19 protein-coding genes are annotated in these 21747 nt (G+C 60.8%); 1 reads left to right on the forward strand and 18 read right to left on the reverse strand.

Annotated features, from left to right (window positions below; genetic code table 11):
* The first annotated feature begins 39 nt into the window (after positions 1-39).
* Positions 40-1422 (forward strand): type II toxin-antitoxin system HipA family toxin YjjJ, encoded by a 1383-nt coding sequence (gene yjjJ / locus GST15_RS03730; protein WP_159015907.1) that lies wholly within the window; start codon positions 40-42, stop codon positions 1420-1422.
* A 77-nt stretch (positions 1423-1499) separates the two neighbouring features.
* On the opposite strand, the gene GST15_RS03735 is transcribed toward yjjJ, so the two are convergent.
* From GST15_RS03735 to GST15_RS03820, 18 genes are all read right to left on the reverse strand, one after another.
* Positions 1500-1790: a HigA family addiction module antitoxin gene (locus GST15_RS03735; RefSeq protein WP_159015908.1), complete on the reverse strand. Its 291-nt coding sequence runs from the start codon at positions 1788-1790 to the stop codon at positions 1500-1502.
* Positions 1791-1805: 15 nt separating this feature from the next.
* Positions 1806-2087 carry a type II toxin-antitoxin system RelE/ParE family toxin gene (locus tag GST15_RS03740; RefSeq protein ID WP_159015909.1) on the reverse strand — a complete coding sequence of 94 codons (282 nt, stop codon included), beginning with the start codon at positions 2085-2087 and terminating at the stop codon, positions 1806-1808.
* Between the two features lie 145 nt (positions 2088-2232).
* The gene (locus tag GST15_RS03745) at positions 2233-2997 is read right to left on the reverse strand and encodes an FkbM family methyltransferase (RefSeq protein ID WP_199268706.1); all 765 of its coding nucleotides are present in this window, start codon (positions 2995-2997) and stop codon (positions 2233-2235) included.
* Positions 2994-4091, reverse strand: a complete 1098-nt coding sequence (locus GST15_RS03750) for a glycosyltransferase family 4 protein (protein ID WP_159015910.1) — start codon at positions 4089-4091, stop codon at positions 2994-2996. Before GST15_RS03750 ends, GST15_RS03745 begins: the two co-directional genes overlap by 4 nt.
* A 33-nt stretch (positions 4092-4124) precedes the next feature.
* The gene (locus GST15_RS03755) at positions 4125-5267 is read right to left on the reverse strand and encodes a glycosyltransferase family 4 protein (protein WP_233263073.1); all 1143 of its coding nucleotides are present in this window, start codon (positions 5265-5267) and stop codon (positions 4125-4127) included.
* Positions 5268-5313: 46 nt separating this feature from the next.
* Complete coding sequence (locus GST15_RS03760) at positions 5314-6633, reverse strand: O-antigen ligase family protein (RefSeq protein WP_159015912.1); 1320 nt, start codon at positions 6631-6633, stop codon at positions 5314-5316.
* A gap of 123 nt (positions 6634-6756) precedes the next feature.
* Positions 6757-8082 carry an oligosaccharide flippase family protein gene (locus GST15_RS03765; RefSeq protein ID WP_159015913.1) on the reverse strand — a complete coding sequence of 442 codons (1326 nt, stop codon included), beginning with the start codon at positions 8080-8082 and terminating at the stop codon, positions 6757-6759.
* Positions 8079-9071 carry a hypothetical protein gene (locus tag GST15_RS03770; RefSeq protein ID WP_159015914.1) on the reverse strand — a complete coding sequence of 331 codons (993 nt, stop codon included), beginning with the start codon at positions 9069-9071 and terminating at the stop codon, positions 8079-8081. The genes GST15_RS03765 and GST15_RS03770 overlap by 4 nt, the downstream gene beginning before the upstream one ends.
* The gene (locus GST15_RS03775) at positions 9068-10213 is read right to left on the reverse strand and encodes a glycosyltransferase family 4 protein (protein WP_159015915.1); all 1146 of its coding nucleotides are present in this window, start codon (positions 10211-10213) and stop codon (positions 9068-9070) included. The genes GST15_RS03770 and GST15_RS03775 overlap by 4 nt, the downstream gene beginning before the upstream one ends.
* 248 nt (positions 10214-10461) lie before the next feature.
* Positions 10462-11376, reverse strand: coding sequence for a class I SAM-dependent methyltransferase (locus GST15_RS03780; protein WP_159015916.1), 915 nt, complete (start codon positions 11374-11376; stop codon positions 10462-10464).
* Between the two features lie 2 nt (positions 11377-11378).
* Positions 11379-12503, reverse strand: a complete 1125-nt coding sequence (gene gmd / locus GST15_RS03785; protein ID WP_159015917.1) for a GDP-mannose 4,6-dehydratase — start codon at positions 12501-12503, stop codon at positions 11379-11381.
* A 13-nt stretch (positions 12504-12516) separates the two neighbouring features.
* A complete protein-coding gene (locus GST15_RS12855) occupies positions 12517-14124 on the reverse strand; it encodes a WcaI family glycosyltransferase (RefSeq protein ID WP_233263040.1) in 1608 nt (535 codons plus the stop codon).
* Between the two features lie 17 nt (positions 14125-14141).
* Positions 14142-15587: an undecaprenyl-phosphate glucose phosphotransferase gene (locus GST15_RS03795; RefSeq protein ID WP_159015918.1), complete on the reverse strand. Its 1446-nt coding sequence runs from the start codon at positions 15585-15587 to the stop codon at positions 14142-14144.
* A 14-nt stretch (positions 15588-15601) separates the two neighbouring features.
* Positions 15602-16837 (reverse strand): O-antigen ligase family protein, encoded by a 1236-nt coding sequence (locus GST15_RS03800; protein WP_159015919.1) that lies wholly within the window; start codon positions 16835-16837, stop codon positions 15602-15604.
* A gap of 200 nt (positions 16838-17037) precedes the next feature.
* Positions 17038-17460 carry a hypothetical protein gene (locus GST15_RS03805; RefSeq protein ID WP_159015920.1) on the reverse strand — a complete coding sequence of 141 codons (423 nt, stop codon included), beginning with the start codon at positions 17458-17460 and terminating at the stop codon, positions 17038-17040.
* 75 nt (positions 17461-17535) lie between these two features.
* Entirely contained in the window at positions 17536-18780 is a 1245-nt protein-coding gene (locus tag GST15_RS03810) for a tetratricopeptide repeat protein (RefSeq protein ID WP_159015921.1), read from the reverse strand.
* A 4-nt stretch (positions 18781-18784) separates the two neighbouring features.
* The gene (locus GST15_RS03815) at positions 18785-20914 is read right to left on the reverse strand and encodes a GumC family protein (RefSeq protein WP_159015922.1); all 2130 of its coding nucleotides are present in this window, start codon (positions 20912-20914) and stop codon (positions 18785-18787) included.
* On the reverse strand, positions 20911-21627 hold the full coding sequence (locus GST15_RS03820; protein ID WP_159015923.1) for a polysaccharide biosynthesis/export family protein: 717 nt from the start codon (positions 21625-21627) through the stop codon (positions 20911-20913). The genes GST15_RS03815 and GST15_RS03820 overlap by 4 nt, the downstream gene beginning before the upstream one ends.
* Positions 21628-21747 lie beyond the last annotated feature (120 nt).

Raw genomic sequence — 21747 nt, forward strand, 5'->3', positions numbered from 1 at the left:
TGACTTGCATATCTATTCACGATCCTATTCAATCTCCCCATGCCCCCAACCCACCTGCCGCAACTCGAAGCCATCCTCAGGACCCATGGCGTGGTGACCGCCAGGTTCCTGGCCGGGCGCATGGGGATCAGCCAGCCCACGGTCTCCCGCACGTTGGCGCTCGCGGGGGACCGGGTGCTGCGTATCGGCCAGGCGCGCAGCTCGCGCTACGCCCTGACCCGCGACATCGCGCGGGCGGGCGGCCGTTGGCCGTTGTACCGGGTGGATCCCGATGGCCACGCCCAGCTGCTGGGCCAATTGCGCGCACTGCATGGCGACGGCTACCACTTCGAGCCATCCGGCCGATCGTCCGGCCTGTTGCCGGATTCCTTCGGGGACGGCCTGTTCCCTGCGCTGCCGTGGTTCCTCGATGACCAGCGTCCGCAAGGCTTCCTCGGCCGCGCCTTCGCACATCGGGTCGCGGCCAACATCGGCGCGCCCGACGACCTCGCGCGCTGGCAGCCCGACGACCTGGTGCTCGCCTTGCTTCGCCACGGCGACGACCAGCCGGGCGACCTGGTCCTCGGCGAGAAGGCGCTGCACCGCGCGCTGCAGGGCATCCTGCACCCGGACGCCATCGCCACGGACGCGCGCGACTCCCGCTATCCGCAGCTCGCCGACGCGGCGCTGCGCGGCGAAGACATCGGCTCGTCCGCCGGTGGCGAGCAACCGAAGTTCGCGATCACCCTGCGCCAGGACAACGGCACCCTCAGCCCGGTGATCGTCAAGTTCAGCGAGCGCGGCGACACGCCGGCCGCGCGCCGCTGGGCCGACCTGCTGGCCTGCGAACACATCGCGGGAACGACGCTGCAGGCATTCGGCCAACCCGCTGCGGACAGCGACATCCTCCAGGCCGGCGGACGCAGCTTCCTGCAATCCACGCGCTTCGACCGCACACCGCGCCTGGGTCGCCGTGGCTTCGTGTCGCTTGCCGCAATCGATGCCGCCTTCTACGGCCACGGCCGGATCGACTGGTGGCGGCTGGCACCGCAACTGCAACGCGACGGATGGATCGACGCAGACGACGCCTCGCGCCTGGCGGTACTCGGGTGGTTCGGTGCGCTGATCGCCAACAGCGACATGCACCTGGGCAACGCCGCACTCACGCTGTCGGATTCGCGCCCGTTCGCGCTGGCGCCGGCCTACGACATGTTGCCGATGCACTTCCGCCCGGCAAGCACCGGAGAAATCGTGCCGCGCGACTTCATCGTCCCACTGCCGACGCCCGAACACCGCGACGCGTGGCAGATTGCAGCCGCCATCGCACTGGCGTTCTGGCAGCGCACCAGTGGCGACCCGGGAATTTCGGACGCCTTCCGCAGGATATGCGCCGACGCCAGTGTCGACCTCGAGCGCGCGATCGCGCACATCGCGTCGGGGTGATCAGGTCAAAACCCGGGTCAGAGTGCACTTCCAAAACCCGGGCCAGAGGGAAAGTGCACTCTGACCCCTGTTGTCGCTCACGCAGCGATCCGCTCGAGATGCGCGAGAGACTTTCCCAAGGCGCGATGCGCTTCTTCCAGATCGTAGTCCGCCTGCAGGCCAAGCCAGAAGCGTTCGCTCGTGCCCAACACGGCGGCAAGGCGCACCGCCGTATCGGCGGTCACACCACGCTTGTGCAGCACGATCTCGTTGATGCGCCGTGGCGACACACCCGCGGCGCGCGCCAATGCGTTCTGGCTGATCGCCATGGGAATGAGGAATTCCTCCAGCAGGATTTCACCGGGGTGGATGTTCGGCAGCGTCTTCATGTTCGAAAGCCCATGTCAGTGGTAATCGACGATTTCCACGTCATGCGCGTCTCCATCTTTCCAGCGGAAACAGACGCGCCATTGATCGTTGATCCGGATGCTGTGCTGACCCTTGCGCCCGCCTTTCAGCGGCTCGAGCCTGTTGGCTGGCGGGACGCGAAGATCATCCAGGGTGGCGGCGTTATTGAGCATGCGCAACTTGCGCCTGGCAACGGCCTGGATGTCGCCAGGAAGCCGCCGCGACGGCGCACCTTCCCAGATCTTTTCGGCCTCCCTGTCGACAAAGCTCCGGATCACGCAGCGACTATAACGCCATCCGTCATGTAACGTAAAGCGTCATGCAGGCCCCTGAGGGAAAGTGCACTCTGACCCCTGTTTTGGGACTGGTGAAAGTGCACTCTGACCCCTGTTGTTGTTGGTCGGAGCGCACTTTCGGAATTCGTCAAAGGTTAGCTTGACCCCTATTTGCTCTTTTATTAACGCACACGGGAGCGGGTCGTGGAACCGCAAAAAAGAAATCAGCTTGGATGGCCCTGCCTTTCAAGTCGAAGCTCACGTTATAGACGCCATCAAGTGAGAAACCCCTAGCAGCCATCCAGCGAATTACCTCATCGGCCAACGCCTGCCCTTCGTACAACTCAATAAACGAGCACTCGATGTATGCGTAGCAAAAACGAGACAACAAGTCCTCGCAACCAGCTAGAGCAGAAAGTTCAAATCCCTGCACATCCATCTTTAAGAGAGCGGGAGCAACAATCTGATCTGCCTTGATCTGGAGACCCAACGGACTGACTTCCACGGTTTGAGTGGAGATCTCCTCCGTACCAGGAAACAACGCAGATTGGGCAGATGTGATTGGCAGGAGCGACGAGGAATCATCCCGAGCAGACAAATGAATTAGCTCCTGACTCCGGGTCGGCCCGACAGCCACCGGAAACAGCTTAGCGGTCCTATCTGCAAATACGCGTCGAAATGTCTCAGCAGGTTTCGTCAACGGCTCAAATGAGAATATTTGGGCTTCTGGAAACATCTCCATCGCCACAAGGGCGAACTGTCCGCGATTGGCGCCGATGTCAACAACAGTCCGGCAGGAAATTTGCTTGAGCAGCGACTCATGCTCAACGCCAGCGGCAACACCATGTCGAACAAACGCCCGCCTATACCTGCTACGGGCAATCACGCGAAGCAGCTTTTCGATTTTTCTCATGCGCGTTCAGCCTGCATGTCATCGTCCTTTAAAAGCTCAGCGACGAAGGACTTCAAAGACGCTTGTCCGTCGTCAGCCATCGCAGTAAAACGCGCACGCGCCGAAGTCGACGCGCGCTGAAATGCATCCGGATCCTCGATCCAAACCTCAATCTGCTCCTTCGCCGATGCCTCAAAACAAGACGATGGATTGATGACGAGACCTGAGCTACTTGTAATCATCTCTGGAATCGCCCCGCGTCCGTACGCGATCACGGGGACGGCATTGCGCATCGCCTCGTGGAGGGTGACGGGCTCCGCCTCGTTTGCATATTTAGTTGGGAATACCAGGACATCGATTTCTGAGAAAAACATTTCCTTCTCTTGCCCGTACTTCGCTCCAACATAACGAACATTCACTGATGACGTCAGCAGCGCCATTATCTTCCTTTCAGTTACCGAATCCTGAAATGGTCCAGCTAAGATCAGTCGCAACGCGGGATGGCTAACTTCCAACTTTGAAGCGAGTGCAATGAATTCATTTACACCCTTCTCTTCGCAGACGTTACTCAGAAATCCGAGAGTTCTCAGGGGTCGCAACGGTCGGGGGGGCTCAGACTCACTGAGAAACGCAGCATTGGAAAGGACTCTAATGGCAGCCGGATCCACTCCGAGTCGCTCAAGCCTTCTCCCCATTTCGGCAGACAGCACCACGTGACGGGTGGCATCTCCCGCTAGTGCAATGAGCATTTTGCTTACGAGCCCCGGACGGTCCAGATAGGCAAAGCTGTGGTGATGCAGGCAAACAGGGATCCGTCTAGCCCGTGCCAATAAGACGAATAGCGCGTCGTATACCTGGCCCACCCCCCCTGAAACGCCTATGTAGACGATTGCCCGGCGGATTTGCGTGTGCTCAAGGAACGCACTTATCGCAGGCAATATCTTGGCTAGCCGAGAAACCCTCGCCCAAGCGCCTCGGCTCAGATTGCGGGCTGCCGTATTAACTCTCTTAACGTCCGGCGAAGCTGCGATCAGAACATTGAAAAGTGCTTCGTTGATGACCGACATACCGTGCGTAGGGGGCGGAAACGCACCCACCATGACCACTTTGCGCATAATCAAATTCTCCGCACCATCTACTTACGCATTTCATCGGGACAAGATCTCTTGACAGCCATCAATGATCTGGGAGGCCGCGATTGCCGGGGTGAACCTGTTGATCGTCGCAAGGCAGCTGTTCGCCACGCTAGAAACGTCCGAAAGGCTCATTGTCACAGCAGAGAGCTTCGCCTGAAGATCTGCCACATCCCCGACCTTAAAAGCAAACCCCGTAATGCCCTCAATAACTAGCTCCGGGACACAGCCACACGCGTCGCTGACGACAACCGGACATCCATAGCTAAGCGCTTCGTTGACTACCAATCCCCAAGGCTCGCTTTTACTCGGAAGAACCAGACACGTCGCTCGCGAATACTCTTTGGCTAGTTCAATCGTGTTCATGCTCCCGAGAAACAAGACCGAACTCGCTAGCTCTAGCGACGCGGATATTGCTTCAAGCTTGAGTTGGTCCGGCCCCGATCCGACGAGAGCTAGCTTGGCGTCAGGACAATTGCCGACGACTTCAGCAAATGCGTAAAGCAACGAATCCAACGACTTTTCAGGTGACATTCTGCCGACGTATAGATAGCGTGGAGCGTTGGGCGACGGAGCGGACGCCACCCTGGCTGCCAGCGCGTTGATCCGCGAATAGTCGTGTGGCAACGCCGCTGCTTGGCATCGCGAAAACACCGCAGCAGGAGGCGCACCGTAGTGAATGGCGTATTGGCGCGCACGCTGTCCATACACGAAAACACCGTCGCAGGTTGATAGGAAAAGACGCTTGAGCCAACCTTTCCATGCGACCTGCGGTCGATCATGAATCGTCGAGTCTGAAAATACGGCCCTTTTCTTACCTCGCAAGATCGCAGCCGCCAACATGCCCCAATATTCGATCCTGTCGTAACACGGAAGCACGACCAAATCGGCCTTCGAATTCCAGACTCTCTTGAACAGAGTTGTAACTCGCAATGGCAACGGAATGGTGCTGTATGCCCCCGCAAACAGCACCTCGTATGGATACTTGTGATAGCTGAGATCAACCACACTTAAAGAAACGCGATCTAGCTCCGTCTCAGCAATCTGATGAAATTGAAACTTTAGGCGCCGATCGGCAGCCTGCTCTGCAATCTTAGAGAAAACGACGCCCTTGTACCTTGACCAAAGAATATTGTGGAACACGTCTACAACGAACACTGTCAAATCATCACCTCATAGATTCCGATTAACCAAATGCTTGGCTTTAGATTTCCGACGATCTTGTGATGTGGAATGGCTCTCGGCGTTGAAGATTAATTTCCACCCTAGCCTTTCTCTTCGTTCCAAGTGCTTGCGCCCCTATTAGGAGACCAGTGCCTATTCCGTACCAAAGCGAGAATCCGCGGTCACTGAATACTGGAGCAAAAAAACCCACGACGAATGTTCCAATCACAGTTAGGCCACCCCACGTACCAAGGAAGAGAAGATCGAGCTCATCGCTGAAGTGTTTCAGGCCCTTGCCAATAAAATTGAGGGCCATTAGAAGCTGGGATATTTGCACCAATAGGAGCGGCGCCCCGCCAAGGACGCCGCCGATGAATAACAAAGAGATATGGTTACTGTGGCCGAAGCCCACTGAGGCTTCCGCTCCGAGACCGCCACCTAAGTTACGCGCCAGGTAATAGGAGGTTTCAGCCGCCATTCCGGATCCGATGAAGAAATTGTGGGCAGATGAGAGAAAGGCGTTCCACATGTAGTGCCATTCGACTTGACGAGTGAAAAGCGTGGGGTCGATCCCTCCGAATTTTTCTCGCACAAAAAGCCGCTGCATCCATCGCTCGAAACCTTCGGGGAAAGCCAAGAACGCAAACGCGCAGGCCACACACACGGATGCAACTGCAACCACGGCCCGCTTCCGCAACAGCCGTTTACCGAATGGGTAGAGAGCCAGCAATTGCGCGACGATCATTACCAAATACGTTCGGGTGACAGTAAGAAAAAGAATCAAGCTAGAAACAAAGACAGTCGTCACCTCTACGGGGCGCAGAGAAAGTACAAGCGCCATCGACACAAGGCTTAATGCTGCAAGTCCGGAGCCTCCTAAAATCTGAAAACGGACGGTTTCCAAATTCACGCCGCCTTGGAACAGCAAGACGATTAGGAACGTCGATATCGAGAACCCGAAACAGAGCCAACCGAGCACTCTTCGCAAAGCGGGCAAGGAACAGAGCAGCACCACCCTGGCCGTTGCATATGCGATTGAAGCATATAGGCCAACTGTGAATGCGTTACGAAACATTGCATAAAATTGTTGTCCAGCGAGAAGGCCCGACACAATTCCGACGAACACGAATAGGAAAGCGCAGAAGAAAAATAATAAGAAACCACGGACTCTTCGAAATCCTCGGTCAAACAATACGAATAATGCAAAAAAAACTATATATGCAACGATAAACACCGACTGCACAGCTAACCCCGCGCCAGCCTCACTACTCTTGAAATCAAACATCCAAGCAGCGATAGCGGCGGCATATGCGAACAAAAGCTTTCGCCCCGTCGCCGGAGATATGTCCTTGACAGTCATACCGCGATAATCCCCTCAGTACTACATCTTCCGACTACGCGAAGCCTGCTCTCCAGAAAGCACCTGCGGGGCTGCCCGGCCGGTAGAGATTTATATTTTGCGTGCAGGCTGGCGTCACGCTCGTCAATACGCATGACTCTCGACCACACCCTCATCTGGCGCATTATCGGGATCAACCAGTTTGCGGTTCATCAACCAAATCGCGATGCCGCCGAAGCCAATGGCAAACGACGTTGCAGCCACTGCAGCAGCACCGCCCCAAATAGATCCTGTTGAAATACCTAAGACAAGAAGAAGTGCAAGAACGAGTACCGTGACCAAGATGTTGTTACCCAGACGCCCTGACGCCATTCCCAGCACGTAAGCGGGAGCACCCAGGACATTGCCAAAAAAACCGGCTGACAAAAGTGCCACATATAACCAATAAGTGGTGTTGATCCGTCCAAGCCACAATAACGATGGTAGCGGGGCGAACGCGATGAGCCCGAGCGACGTAATGGCCATTAAACCCGCTGACAGGCGGAACGCGCGAGCGTACACACGGCGAAGTTGGCCCCTATCTTTGTGGAAGAGCGCTGCCATCGTAGGGGTTGCGGCAGTTACACCACTAGCAACCAAGTTGCGAGGCAAAAGTACAGTCTTGTATGCGAGCTCATATAGCCCCTGGGCAGTCATACCGCCAAAGTGGCCGACCAGCGCCTTTGATATTGGGTCAACCAGCCCACTGGACAAATTTACAACTTGCGCTTTTACGCTGTAACCCAGCATTGCTCGGAAGCACACGCGATCAAAGCACGTTGGAACGAAAGCGCTTCCCATCTTTCGGCGAATGATGACCCAACAAACCACGGCAACGATGCTGTGTTGAACAATTTGGGCCCAAGCAAGCCCCCTCAACCCGATTGCTGGAACCAGCAAAAGAACTACAAGCAACTGAATCACCGTCCCAAGCACCGACAACTGGGAGCGACGGTAGCCCATGTGCAGTCCTTGCAAGATTCCGAGCAGCGTCCCAGATATATTCAGCAGAAAAAACCCAAAGACCAGGAGCGGCAACACCCGAAGGGCTTCTGCAGCATGATTCGCTCCAACAAGGCGCTCCACGAACGGTCCAATTGCGAAATACGCCAACGTCGCAAGAACACCAAATTGAATCACGTTGGTGAGCAAGGCCGTCTCACCATATACACGCACCTTTTCCCGATCGTCTGTGACATTCCATAGCGCCAGGAAACGAGTGGCAGCCGCGGCTACCCCTACATCTCCCAGCCGAATTAGATTCGTCCATGCATACAGGGTGGCCCAGACGCCAACGGCCTCCACGCCCCCTTGCTTGATCACCATGCGGTATCCAAAAAACAACAGGGCTGTATTTACAAAAAGCTCAGCCGCTGCAAAAGAAACGTTCTTTCTAAGATTGAACCGGCTAAGGGTGGTGATCTCGCTCATGCCGGATAACCAAGCGCTAAATTGAGACGCCGCTGGCTCTCGGATCGCATGCGCTTAGTGCGGGATAGAGTGACGCCGAGTGGTTCTCTTGTTGGAGGATCCATTAGAACTTCACCTTTGTCCTCGAAACTTAGGGAAACGTGGCTGATGCTCTCAACTTCGCACATCCGATGCAGCAGTGATCCCCTTCGAACCACGACTGGAATCCCCAGTTGGACTGCCCGTCCAAAAATCCCCGATGCCTGGTCGTAGTCGGGCGAATAAGCGCACCAAATCAAATTTGCGCAAGAGTAAAGCGCGATCAACTCCTCATCAGCCACAAAACGATCGCAAGCGAATCCACCGGCCTCTCTAAATGACTCGAGCTCGATGCGAAGATCGGCGCTGACTTTTCCACCGAAAGCAAATAGTGTTGAATCGCGCAGACCTGAATTTGTCCGGTATAGCGCAACGAGCCAGTCAAACCCTTTGCTTTTATCTTGCCTCCCAAGCGCCATACATATCTGCCGGCCCGCCGCTCGCTCACGAATGTCTATGGCGAGCTCACTTTCCGCACGACTTGCAACTACTGCCTCTTCATCTAAGTCCCAGAGCTGCGGATCGTGGATCCAATTGTCGGCAATCTCATTTAGACGGAACTCAGTGGAAAACGGAACGATAGTGACTGTTTGCACATTACGAAGAAGCCGGAGAGCGCGAAGAACGAGATACTTCGTACGCAGGCGCAACGATGAACACTCCAGTGCCGGCTTAGGCCTAAACAAAAATCCAACCGTTCGCTTCCCTACTATCGACCGCAGAATTCCGGTAACCACATAAATCGCAAGCGAGTCCTCGACCAGAGGAATCAAAACCGGATGCCGCGAGAACAGCGAAGCCGCTGAAAACCGCTTGCGGTCCAGATCAAATAACTTTGATAGAAAGGATATGTAAGGACCTCGGTGACCATCGTCCACCATCCCTATATCCAACACGGTGACTGGCTTCATGGCGAATGGATCCGGCCAGAAACATCCTTGTACATCTCCAACATTCGATTTGCGTACTCACTCCAGGTGGCCACCTCTTGCTGTACTACCTCACATGGAAGCAGACTCATGGCATTCGTTATGGCCTTGGATAAAGCCACGGAATCTCCTGCAGGCACCACGAATCCGTTTTTTCCATGAACGATTGCATCAGCAGCGCCGTTGTTGGATGTGGTAACGACTGGAAGACCCGCCTGAAGCGCTTCGCACACCACGATACTGAACCCGTCTTCCACGCTCGGAAGAACAAATACGTCGAACTCACGCATGAATTCGATCATTCGCTCATTAGCCACATGCGGCAAATGATTGAATTCAACATCCATTGCGCGCAGGGATTTCAGGAACGGCCTGTTGGTGTTTCTGCCGACAAAAGTTAGTGAGATCCGCTGCCCCTCGGACCTTAAGTGGCGAACAGCTTCGAGGAGATAATGCTGCCCCTTGCGGGGCTGTATGCCTGCGACGCAGAGAACCTTGACTGGCACTTCAGGCTGACGTCGCTTCAAAGCGACACCACCACTCCTAGATGACGGGTAAGGAACTCTGATTATTCGTTCCGCCGGAAATCCGGCATCGACAAATGAGCGCTTCACCCAACTCGACGCAACGAGTATCCGATCGCATAACGCATACTCCTCAACCATGCGAGCCCAGTGTGATGGGTACTTTTCGGGAGGAAATCCCAAGACTCGCTGTTCCCGATCAAGAATTTCGGCGAGAACGCTAACGTGCGCATTCACCGCCTCGCCAATGACGAACGCTCCATTAGCTCGGTGTTTTTTGATAACTTCCAAAACGTTTCCATGCAGCATTACATGCGCAACATTTACTTTCGGAAGATCGGCAACGACAGCGTTCTCCCATATGCGGTGATAGCAGGGGAGCATCACTGGCAATAGACGATCACCGAGAACTCGCCCATGCAGTTGCATCAAATATTCTTTGAGGTGCTTGTTTCTGGCATCTAATTCGCCAAAAGGCTTTTGCCCGATTTTGTGCGAGTAGTGAATTACGGTTTTTACTTGAGCTGCATCCAGATCCTTGACCCACTTGTGGAAGTGGAAGCGACCGCAGACTGCAATACTTAGGGATAGCTTTGACATGATGGTTCGAACAACCTCGATTGCTATTGTCCAGCTTGCTCAATAGCCGCATCGTAGCCATGCATATTTAGCAAGGCATGGCGACTAGCTTGAATTAGATCGCCTGCGACCATCTCGGCCACCATTTGCGCCCGCGCCACTGTGATACCGAGCTCCTTGGCCGCCATCTCGACGAGCTGCCACACCTAGGGCCAGGTTGATGTAGCAATACATGCCAAACCAAATGCTGGAACGTGACAAACGATTGCTTACCGCTTCTGGACCATAACAATGAAATGGTCCTTTGCGCTTACCCACACTGGCGGATGCTCGGCCAACGCCGCATGGGCGCTGACCTTCTTACCCCCCAAACCAAGTCTGCGCAATCCGCTAAATATTTTAGGGAAGGCACGGTAGAGGCAGTTGATAGCCGATTCACGGATGCGCGATTTTACCGACGCCAAGGTATGCGAAAACGTCGCATGTGCAGTCGTTTGATAGCCGAGATCAGTTGCGTGTTTATCAACCCATCGCGGGCTAACAAAAGAGATGTGCTCAGCAATGGTGCAGTACCAGTAGCGACTCTTCATTAGGCGAAAACTGAACGCATCCAGATTCCCAGATGAAATAAGGACCCAGCCACCAGGTTTAACTACCGAAAGACATTGTTCCAGAAATTGCCTTGGTCTCTCCACATGCTCGATGACATCGAAAGCTGTTACAAAATCAAATTCCCCCGCCACTTCCGAAAAGTCACTCCCAACTATTTCGATCCCCTTATGTTCAGCGCGTTTCTGTGCGGCCTGATGAATTTCTATTCCAAAACAACGGTAATTTGTCAGTAACGGCTCCAAGAATCCGCCATCAAAACAACCGACGTCGAGGATCCGACTCGTGCAGGGAAGCACTTTCTCCACAAAGTCCCTGGCGATGCGCCAGTCCCGGCGAGAATCAAATGGGGCGGTCCACGTGGCGTCGTTGCCCTGCTGATAAAGGACGTCTAGTTCTTCCTTGCTTAGTCGCGGCCACCGAAAACCAAGGGAGCATCGCTGACAACGCCATAAGCTCCCGCCGAAGAGCGGTTTCTCCAGAACTCGGCCAGCGAAATTGTCGGTTGGGGGAATAGGACCCATCGCAATTCCGCCCCCTCCGCAGTCAGGACAGTTCGCCAAGATGCTAGACAACGTCAGCTCCCTTCCCTTCCCATCGAAATGGCATATCCGTGGGTTTCTAGAAGGGCATGTTGACGGGCTGCGCTCAAATCCGAGGAAACCATCTCCTTAACCATTTCAGATAACGCAATCTGCGGCACCCACCCCATATCCGCCTTCGCCAACGCCGGATCACCCAACAACGTCTCCACCTCCGCAGGCCTGAAATACCGCGCATCCACCGACACAATCACGTCACCCACCTTCACCGCCGGCGCCTTGTCCCCTTCCACCGACTGCACCGTCGCCTTCTCGTCAACGCCCTCGCCTGCCCAAGCCAGCGTGATCCCCAACTCCCGCGCAGCCATCTCGACGAACTGACGCACGCTGTACTGCACGCCGGTGGCAATCACATAGTCCTTGGCGACATCCTGCTGCAGCATCATCCACTGCATGCGCACGTAGTCCTTGGCGTGGCCCCAGTCGCGCAGCGCGTCGAGGTTGCCCATGAACAGGCACGTCTCTAGCCCCTGCGCGATGTTCGCCAGGCCGCGGGTGATCTTGCGGGTGACGAAGGTTTCGCCGCGGCGCGGGCTCTCGTGGTTGAAGAGGATGCCGTTGCAGGCATACATGCCGTAGGCCTCGCGGTAGTTCACGGTGATCCAGTAGGCGTACAGCTTGGCGACGCCGTACGGGCTGCGCGGGTGGAACGGCGTGGTCTCGGTCTGCGGGGTCTCGCGCACCAGGCCGTACAACTCCGAGGTGCTGGCCTGGTAGAAGCGCGTCTTGTCGGTGCGCTTGAGGAAGCGGATCGCCTCGAGCAGGCGCAGGGTGCCGAGGCCATCGACATCAGCGGTGTATTCGGGTTGCTCGAAGCTGACGGCCACGTGGCTCTGCGCGCCGAGGTTGTAGACCTCGTCGGGCTCGACCTCGGCGACGATGCGGGTGAGGTTGAGGGCGTCGGACAGGTCGCCGTAATGCAGGTGGAACTTCGACCCGCGCGCGTGCGGATCCTGGTAGAGGTGATCGACACGCTGGGTGTTGAACGACGAGGCGCGGCGCTTGATGCCGTGGACTTCGTAACCTTTCTCCAGCAGCAATTCGGCCAGGTAGGAGCCGTCCTGGCCGGTGATGCCGGTGATGAGTGCGCGCTTGGTCATGGGGTCCTGCGGGTCAATGGGCTGGACGGCTGTCGGGCGTGATGCCCAGCAGCGTGTTGAGGTGCTGCTCGAAGGTGAGCAGGACGGCGTCACGCGAGAGCGTGGCCAGTGCCTGCGTGCGCGCGGCATGGCCGAGCGCGATGCGGCGCGCATTGTCGCCCGCCAGCGCCTGCAATGCAGCGACGAAGGCCGCGGTATTGCCGGGCGGCGTGATGACGCCGCAATCCATCAGGGCGAATCCGATGCCGGAGTCGCACGATGCGGTGGCGAGGATGGCGCGCCCGCTGGCCAGCATGCCGGTGAGCTTGGACGGCATCACCAGGTCGGCGACGTCGGCGCGTTGCGGCATCAGGTGGATGTCGGCAAGGCCGAGCCAGTCGTTGAGGCGCTCGGTGGGTTGCAGGTCGAGGAAGCGGACATTGGGGAGGTGGGCGCAGGCGGCTTCGAGGGCTGGGCGTGCGGGGCCTTCGCCGCCGAAGATGAAATGGATGGGGGGTGGTGAGTTCGCCTCTTGTTGAAGAGCGCCCTCATCCGCCCTACGGGCACCTTCTCCCGCAGGCGGGAGAAGGGAGTGGTGATTTGATGGGTTGCGAAGAGCGCCCTCATCCGCCGCTCCCGATGGTTCGTGGACTACTCCCGTCTGGGGGAGAAGGGGTACGTCGATTGGGCGGCCGACAAGAGCGCCCTCATCCGCCCTGCCCGAAACGGCCTGTTGGCCGTTTCGACCCTCTCCCGCAGACGGGAGAAGGGAGTGGTGATTTGATGGGTTGCGAAGAGCGCCCTCATCCGCCCTGCGGGCACCTTCTCCCGCAGGCGGGAGAAGGGAGGACTCATGGACTACTCCCGCTTGCGGGAGAAGGGATAGGGCTTTGGCGGCGTCGCTCAGGATGTCGAGGCCTTGCTTGAGGCCCATGTTTCCGGAGTACAGGGCGACGATGGCGTCGTCGGGGATGCCGAGCTCCGCGCGGTAGGGGCTGGGGCCGGCCAGTGGATGGATGGCGTCGGTGTCGACCCAGTTGGGGAACAGCACTTGCTGCTCCTCGGGCACGCCCTTGGCGCCCAGGCGCTCGCACATGCGCCAGGAGATGGCGGAGACGCGGTCGAAGCGGCGCAGCATCCAGCTCTCGGCGGCCAGTGCGAGGCGGCGCAGGATGCCGGCATTGACGATGCCCATGTCCATCGCGGCGTCGACTTCGAAATCCTGCACGTGCAGCCAGTTGCGTGCGCCGACCAAGCGCGACAGCGCCCATGCCGCGGGTGCGCTGGCGAGCGTGGGTGCGATGTTGATCACGACCTGTGGCCGCCACGGGATGCACCACAGCATGGCCGCGAACGACGACAGCGCGAAGCTCGCCAGGTGCAGCAGGCGGGTGATGCCGCTTGGCTTGCGTGGCACCCAGACCGGGCAGCGGATGACGCTGACGTGGTGCCAGCGCGTGCGCCGGAACCAGCGCCCGCCGTAACCCTTCCACAACTTCCACGCGGGGTAATACGGCGGCGCGGTGACGACGCGCACGCGATGCCCGCGCGCGGCCAGCCACTCGCACAGCTCGCCGGTGTATTTGCCGGTGCCGATGGTTTCCGGGGCAAAGTTGATGCCCACGACCAGGATGCGACTCATCGAGTGGTGCTCATCGGTCAGTACGCATTGCGGCCGAAGAAGCCCTTGAACACCGTCATCGCGATGATCCTGAGGTCGAACAGCAGGGACCAGTTCTGCATGTAGTAGAGGTCGTACTGGACGCGCGCCTTCATCTTGTCGATGTCGTCGATCTCGCCGCGCAGGCCGTTGACCTGCGCCCAGCCGGTGATGCCGGGCTTGATGCGATGGCGCTGCATGTAGTCCTGCACGACGACCTTGTACTGGTGGTTGTGCGCAACGGCGTGCGGCCGCGGGCCGACGACGGCCATCGTGCCCTGCAGCACGTTGAAGAACTGCGGCAGCTCGTCGAGGCTGGTGCTGCGCAGGAATCGCCCGAACGGTGTCACGCGGCGGTCGAAGCGCGTGGCCTGGGTGACGTGGCCGTCGGGCTCCTGGTGCATGCGCATGCTGCGGAACTTCCAGACATCGATCAGCTTTCCGTCCAGGCCATGGCGCTGCTGGCGGAACAGGATCGGGCCGGGCGAGCTGAGCTTGACGCCGATCGCGAGCACGGCCATCAGCGGCGAGACGATCACCAGGATCACGGCGGCGATGATGCGGTTTTCGATGGCCTTGAGCAGGTAGGCGTCGCCATTCAAGGCGCTGGCGCGCAGGTTGATCACCGGCAGCCCGGCCACCTGTTCCACCGAGTGGTTGAGCAGTTGCAGGCCGAACAGGTCGGGCACGAACTTGATGTCGGCGGTGGAATGCCGCAGGGCTTCGAGGATGTCGTTGATCTGCTGCTGCTCGCTGACGGGCAGCGCGATCCACACCTGGTCGATGTGCTGGTGCTCGACATACTCCGCCAGCGCGCGGACGTCGCCAAGGTATGGCACGCCATCGACCCGCAGGCCGGTGTCGCCGACCTGGAACCGCCCCAGCACGTTGATGCCGGCCCAGCGGTTGTGGTGCAGCGCATCGATGATGCGGTGCGCGTCGTTGCTGCCGCCGACAAGGACCGCGGTGCGGACGTCCAGGCCACGACTGCGCGTATACGCGGCGGCGCGGCGGATGACGATGCGCACCGCGGTGCCGGCGACCAGGCAGCTGAGGAACCATTCCAGCCGCCACACGCGCGACAGCTCGCCGGCCAGCTTCATCTCGCCGATGTAGATGGCGCCGACCACGAACAACGTGGTGTACACGGCGGCCATGGTCAGGCACTCCCGCGCCAGGCCGCGACCGCGCCAGCTGCGATACAGCGGCGAGGCGGAGAACACGACCAGCGACAGGAGGAAACCGCGCCCGATGGCGCGGTGGTAAGGCATGCTCAGCTCGATCTGGCCGAAGTGCAGCCAGTACGCGCAGACGCCGGCAACGATGACCACCAGCACGTCGGACACGCGGATCCCCCACGCGAACAGCGCGGTGTACTTGCTCGGGAGGTCCGGCAGGTGATGGTGGCTACGACGTAGCGGGACCTGCAGGGGCGTGAGCAGCATGGATTCCGTTCCAGTCAGGCGGTCAAGCGACGCTGCGGTTGCTCGATGTTGCCCGCGAGCAGGACGGACAACGCCAGGGCGAAAACCGTGGCGATGGCGAGCGTCCGCAACGGGTAATCGACGAGCGAATGCAGGATCGGAACCATGCACGCCACAGCGGCGGCGGCGTGAATTGTGCGTGAGTTCTCCGCGCGCCCGTGTAGGACTTTTCTGAATTTGCTGAACGACGCGATGAACAGCAACACGAGGAACGCACCGATCAGTGCAAGCCCGGGTGCGCCGGCTTCAATCGCTACCTCCAGCAGGTCGTTGTGCGCATGCAGGGCGAAGACTTCAACCATGGCGCTGACGGGCTCGAAGGTGGCGTACACATCGCGGAAGCTGCCGAAGCCGCTGCCCCACGGCAGCCATGCGCGCATGGCATCCATGCCGTAATGCACGTACTGCCAGCGCAGGTCATCCAGCGGATCCTGCGCAAGGCGCGCAACGATGCCGTCCCACGCATAGGTCGCGATGCCGAGCGCAGCCAGGCCCAATGCCAGCAGCGGCAGCACATGGCGCCCGCGCGTGCCGACCGGACGCAGCAGCAGCACGCTGGCGGCCACCGCAACAACAGTGAGCGCGATGCCGGCGCGCGAGAAACTCAAGGCCGCGGCCAGCAGCAGGATCACCACCAGCGCGTACCAGGCCGCGGCGAGCCCGCGTTGCTGGCGCGATTGCGCCTGCGCGGCGAAGGCGAATCCGAACGGCAGCAGCAGGCCCATCAGGTCGGCGTAGTGGTTGCGGTTGGCGAACAGGCCGATCGCTCCCATCGGATGGTGGTAGTCGTAGAAGCGCAAGGTGGAATTGGCTCCGGCGGCCGCCTGCGAGTAGCCGAGCAAGGCCATCGGCACGGCGGCCAGGAGCGCGAGCATCAGCAGCCGCTGTCGCGCGGCCTGCGACAGCGTCATCGCGAGCAGGGCCATGGCGGCGAACGTCGCGAAGGCGAGCAAGGCACGCACGCTGCCCCAGGTGTCGAGCGTCATCGGCAACCAGCCGGGCGTCAGGCCAGCATGGTGCAGGTCGGCAAGGACCGCCGCGCGTTGCGGCATGCGTGCGAACAGCGATGCGGGGATCGGCAGCAACTGCAGTGCGAACACTGCCAGCGCCGCGACAACCCAGTACAGGAACAGGCGTTGGTTGCGGGTGGCGCCGGCATGGCGCCAGCGCAGGATGGCGAGCACGGCTGCGGGCAAGGCCAGTAGATGCACGACTGCATCTCCCGCCCCCCGCGAACCCCCGCCGAAAACCATCGCGCCCAGCAGCAGGCAAGCTGCCGCTACTTCAGCGATGACCTCGGGCGTCCCCCCGGCGCGCCCAGCCCACTGCATCCCGCATGCCTCCATGAAACATGAAAAAGGCCGCACGAGGCGGCCCTTTCGTCCTGCGCGTTACACCCGCCGTGACCCGATTACGGGCTCGACGGCCGTTCGCTCTTGCCGCTGCCGCCACTGCCGACCGCCAATCCAACAGCGACCGCGCCGGCAACACCCAGTGCGACGATCTTGCCGTCGCCCGCAACCGGGATCGCGGCGGTGTGGCAAGCCGGTGCCTTCGACGGGATGGTGTACTGGCGGCCTTCGACCTTGACCGAGCAGCCGTTGTTGAAGGTGATGGTCGCCTGGCCATTGCGGACGTTGACGATTTCGCCAGCGTTGGCGCCCATGGACTGGTTGATCGGCACCGGTGCTCCGTGCAGCTGGACGACGCCGGCATCGGCGTGGACCATCGAGGTCGGATCCTGCGGCTGCGCCGGGTTCTGTGCATTGGCAGGCTGCGCGATCAGACCCGCGCACAGGGCGGAGGCTGCCAGACCGAAAATCAGAGTCTTCATGGGTAGTAATCCTTTACGCACGCCAGCGGTGCTGCGGGGAGCATACGGAGGCGGATGCACCCACGCAAGCCCAATTCATCGATTGGCGATGCGCATGGCATCCAGTCGCAGGCTGCCAGTCAGCTGCCGCTCGGCGATCGAGCGGGCAAGGAAGTCCAGATGCAGCGTCTGCCCGGTGCAGCCGGCTGGCACGCTGAAGTCGGCAGCGACCTGCTGCCATCCGCGACGCGATCCATCAGGCAGGGACAGCGACAGCAACGGCTCACCGGGGGCCTGGCATGACAGCCGCCAGGCGAAGGGACGCTGGGCATCGGTGGCGTTGTCGACGGCCAGCGACAGGCGATAGTCGCCCGGCGCCAAGGCCAGGCGTTGCGACAGCCCGGGGCCCTGGACGGCGCGACCGCTGAAGTCGATCGACAGCGCGTGCGCGCCCTGTGCGGGGTTGGTGTCGTCGCTGGTGATGGCGACGCCCGGCGGCGGATCCAGCCGCCAGCCGTACGCGCCGGTCACGTCGGGATGTTCGAATCCGCCATCGAACAGCCGGGCGTCATCTCCCCTCTGCGATGTGGGAAGGGCCTCGAGCCACAGCTGGCGTGCGTCGCCATCGCGTCCGGCGCGCTGCAGCAACGCGATGCGCGCATCGGCTTCGGCGGGCAGCAGCGGGATGCGCCGTGCCAGGCGTGCGAGCAGGTCCAGCGCTGCCGGCGTCGACGTCGATGCGTCGAGCAGCACGGGCACCAGCGCTGCGCGCCACGGTGGATTGGTGGCCATGCGCGCGACGAGTGCTTCCTGCACGCGCGCATCGTCCAGGTCTGGAATCAGCCGCCGCAGCAGGGGATCGCGCAGGTTGGGGGCGACGCGGAACAAGGCATCCAGCTGGTCGAAACCAGCCTGGAGATCGCCGGCGGCGAAGGCGCCATCGGCCAGCGCTGCGCGCGTCGGCTGGTCACGCGGGGCGCGGCGGGCGGCGATCGCGTACAACGCGCGTGCCTGCGATCCATTGCCATTGCCATCGCCATCAAGCGCGGCGCTGCGTGCCAGGACGCGGAACGCGCGGCCATCGTCAGGACTGGATCGCAGGATGTTGCGTGCGCGGGCAAGGTCGGATGCCTGCGGCGCGGCCTGCCCGTCGATCGCGGCGACCAGGCGATCGGGGCCGATGGGCGCGCCGATATCGGCATCGACCTGCAGCAGTGCGACGGCGGCGACTGCGAGCACGATCGCCAGCGTCGAGGCGAGCACCCAGCGCGTGATCATCCCCGCCGGGCGGCGGCCGGACCCGCCAACGCCAGGCGTGGACAGCGGCCGCCCTGCGCTCATGCGGTCAGGACTTCGGGCCGTAGGCGTAGTAGCTGTAGCCGCCATAGCCGTAACCGGCGTGCTTGTGGTCGTAGCGCACCAGCAAGGTCCCGAGCACATGCGCCTGCGCGGCCACGAGGCGACGCAACGCGCCCTGCAGGGCGTCGCGACGCGTGGAGTCGGCGAGCGCGCAGAGCACCGTCGCCTCGGCGCAATGCGCGAGCAGCGGCGCATCGGCCAGGCCGAGTACCGGCGGGCCATCCATCACGATGACGTCGAATCGCGCGCGCAGGCTTTCCAGCAGTTGCGGCAATGCATCGCCGGCGAGGAGTTCCGGCGGGCTGGGCGGCATCGGCCCGGAGGTCATCACGCTGAGGTTGGCCTCGCCGCTGGACTGGATCGCGCCCTGCACGTCGTTGGAACCGGCAAGGATGCTGGACAGGCCGACCGCGTTGCCAAGGCTGAGCAGGCGATGCACCGACGGATTGCGCAGATCCGCATCGATCAGCAACACGCTGCGGCCGACCTGGGCGATGTTGCGCGCCAGTTCGATCGACGACGTGGTCTTGCCCTCGCCCGGGCTTGCACTGGTGATCAGCACCGTGCGCGGCAGGCCATGATTGGTGGCGAACTGCAATGCCGTGCGCACCGAACGATAGGCTTCGGAGAATGGTGAGCGCGGGTCCGCCGCGGCCAGTGCCGGCGTGATGCCGGCTGCGAGTCGCGGAACGACACCGAGCACCGGCCGCTGCGCCAGTGATTCCAGCATCTGCGGTGCACGGATGCTGCGATCCAGGTAATGCAGCAGGAAGGCAGCGAGCACGCCGGCGAACATGCCGAGCAGCAGGCCGACGGCGAGGTTCAACGACAGGCGCGGGGAATGGCGGAATTCGGGGACTTCGGCCATGTCGACCACGGAGATGTTGTTGGTGCCGACGTTGCCGGCGACACCGATCTCCTTGTAGCGCTGCAACAGGCTGTCGTAGAGCTCGCGGTTGGTGTTGGCCTCGCGCTTGAGGATGTTGTACTGGATGCTGCGACCCTGCAGGTCCAGCACGTCGCCCTTGAGCCCGCCGATGCGCTCGGTGAGCAGGGTTTCCTGCGATTGCGCGGCGTCGTACTGCGCCTTCACCGATGCGCGGATGTTGCTGATCTCGTTGTTGACCTGGTGGTCGATCTCGTCCATCTGCCCCTGCAGGCGCTGCATGTCCGGGTAATCGGGCTGGAAGGTCTTGAGCTTTTCCTGGTACTCGGCGGCGATGACCGTGCGGTTCTCGCGCAGTTTCTGGATCAGCGGGTTGGCCACGACCTGCGGCATGCCCAGGCCGGAACCGGCCGATGCCTGCGCCCATTCGGATTCGGCCTTGATGCGCGCGTCCTGTGCCTGCGCCAGCGATGCGTTGAGGTCGGTCAGGTTCTGCGCCGACAGCGACTGCTTGTCGTCACCGACGGAGACGATCTGCTCCTGCGTGGCGAACTGGACCAGCTGCTTCTCGGAGTCCTCGAGCCGTCCCTTGAGTTGCGCCAGCCGGTCCTCGAGGTACTTGCGCGCATACGAGGTCGCGTCGAGGCGACGCTCCAGGTTGCTGGCGATGAAGGCCTGCCCCCAGGCATTGGCGATGCGCGCGGCCAGCACCGGATCGGGCGAATCGAAGTTGATCTTGACCAGGCGCGAATTGCGGATCGGCTCGATGGTCAGGCCGCCCAGCACGGTACTCACCAGCGCGCGGTCCCTGCCCTGCACGCGCGGCGCGGCAATGGCACTACCGGTCGGGGCCGGCTTGTCGTCCTTGAACTGCGGGTTGTCGGCGAGCTTCAGGTCCTGGATGACGCGCAGCGCCAGCGAGCGGCTTTGCAGCAGCTCGTACTGGGTCTGGTAGAAATCCTCGTCGTACGGGCTTTCGGCGGGCGTCAATCCACCCACGTCGACGACCTTGATCGTCTCGCGGTCGATCTGCAGCGTCGACGACGCGCGGAAAATCGGCGTGGTCAGCAGGGTCAGCACCAGCGCCAGCGCGAACACGCCGCCGGCAATCGCGGCGACCAGCCATTTGCGATCGCGCAGGATCCGCCAGTACTCGAGCAGGTCGATTTCGTCCTCGTCGCGCTCGGCCTGGGGCTCGAAGCCGTGGGCGTTGTCCACGGTCGTGCTCATGGCAGGTACCTCCAGATTCCGATCAATGGCGCAACCCGGATCAGGTTCTGCAGGAACAGCTTGCCGCCCGATGTGTCGACCATGACGACGTCCTCACCCATGATCTCCGGGTCCGGACTGCTGCCCGCGGCGATCGTGCCAAGGTCGAACCGCGCGAACTGGCGCTTGCCATTCACCGTGCGGAACACCACGACGTTGTGTTCGCTGGCCGTGTCGGACAGGCCCTCGGACAACGCGACCGCCTGCAGCAGGGTCAAGCGCGTGGTGAGCGGGAAGATGCCCGGTTTCTTCACCGCGCCGCCGACCGTGACGCGCTGGGAGGAGAACTCCTTCACGAAGACCGACACCTGCGGATTCTGCAGGTAGCGCGCGGCGTAATGGGACGCGATCATCGTTTCCAGCTCGCTGACCGTATGCCCTGCCGCATCCAGTGCGCCGATCAGCGGCAGCGAAATCTGGCCGGCGTTGTTGACGCGGACATCGCGATTGAGATCCGCGACCTGGAACACGGTGACGGTCAGCAGGTCACTGGGGCCAATGCGGTACTCAGGCCGCCCCAGGGCTGCGGCCACGGGATCGGCATCCGGCAGCGACGTCTGTGGAGTGGTGTTTCCGCGGGACGCACACGCGGACAACCCGAACGCGCCGATGAGCGCGAGGCAACGAATGAAGTTCAGCAAAACCCCGATCCTGACTAGAACAAACGGCGGCATTATGCATCATGGGTCGCCACCGCATTCATGCCAGCCAGGGCTGCGGCGATGCGGCGGAGCGCTATTGGTACCGGCCAGAACAGCGCCATGGCCCCGTCGCCGGCACCCGCCTGAACCTCG

Source organism: Cognatiluteimonas profundi, assembly GCF_009792795.1.
GTDB lineage: Bacteria > Pseudomonadota > Gammaproteobacteria > Xanthomonadales > Xanthomonadaceae > Cognatiluteimonas > Cognatiluteimonas profundi.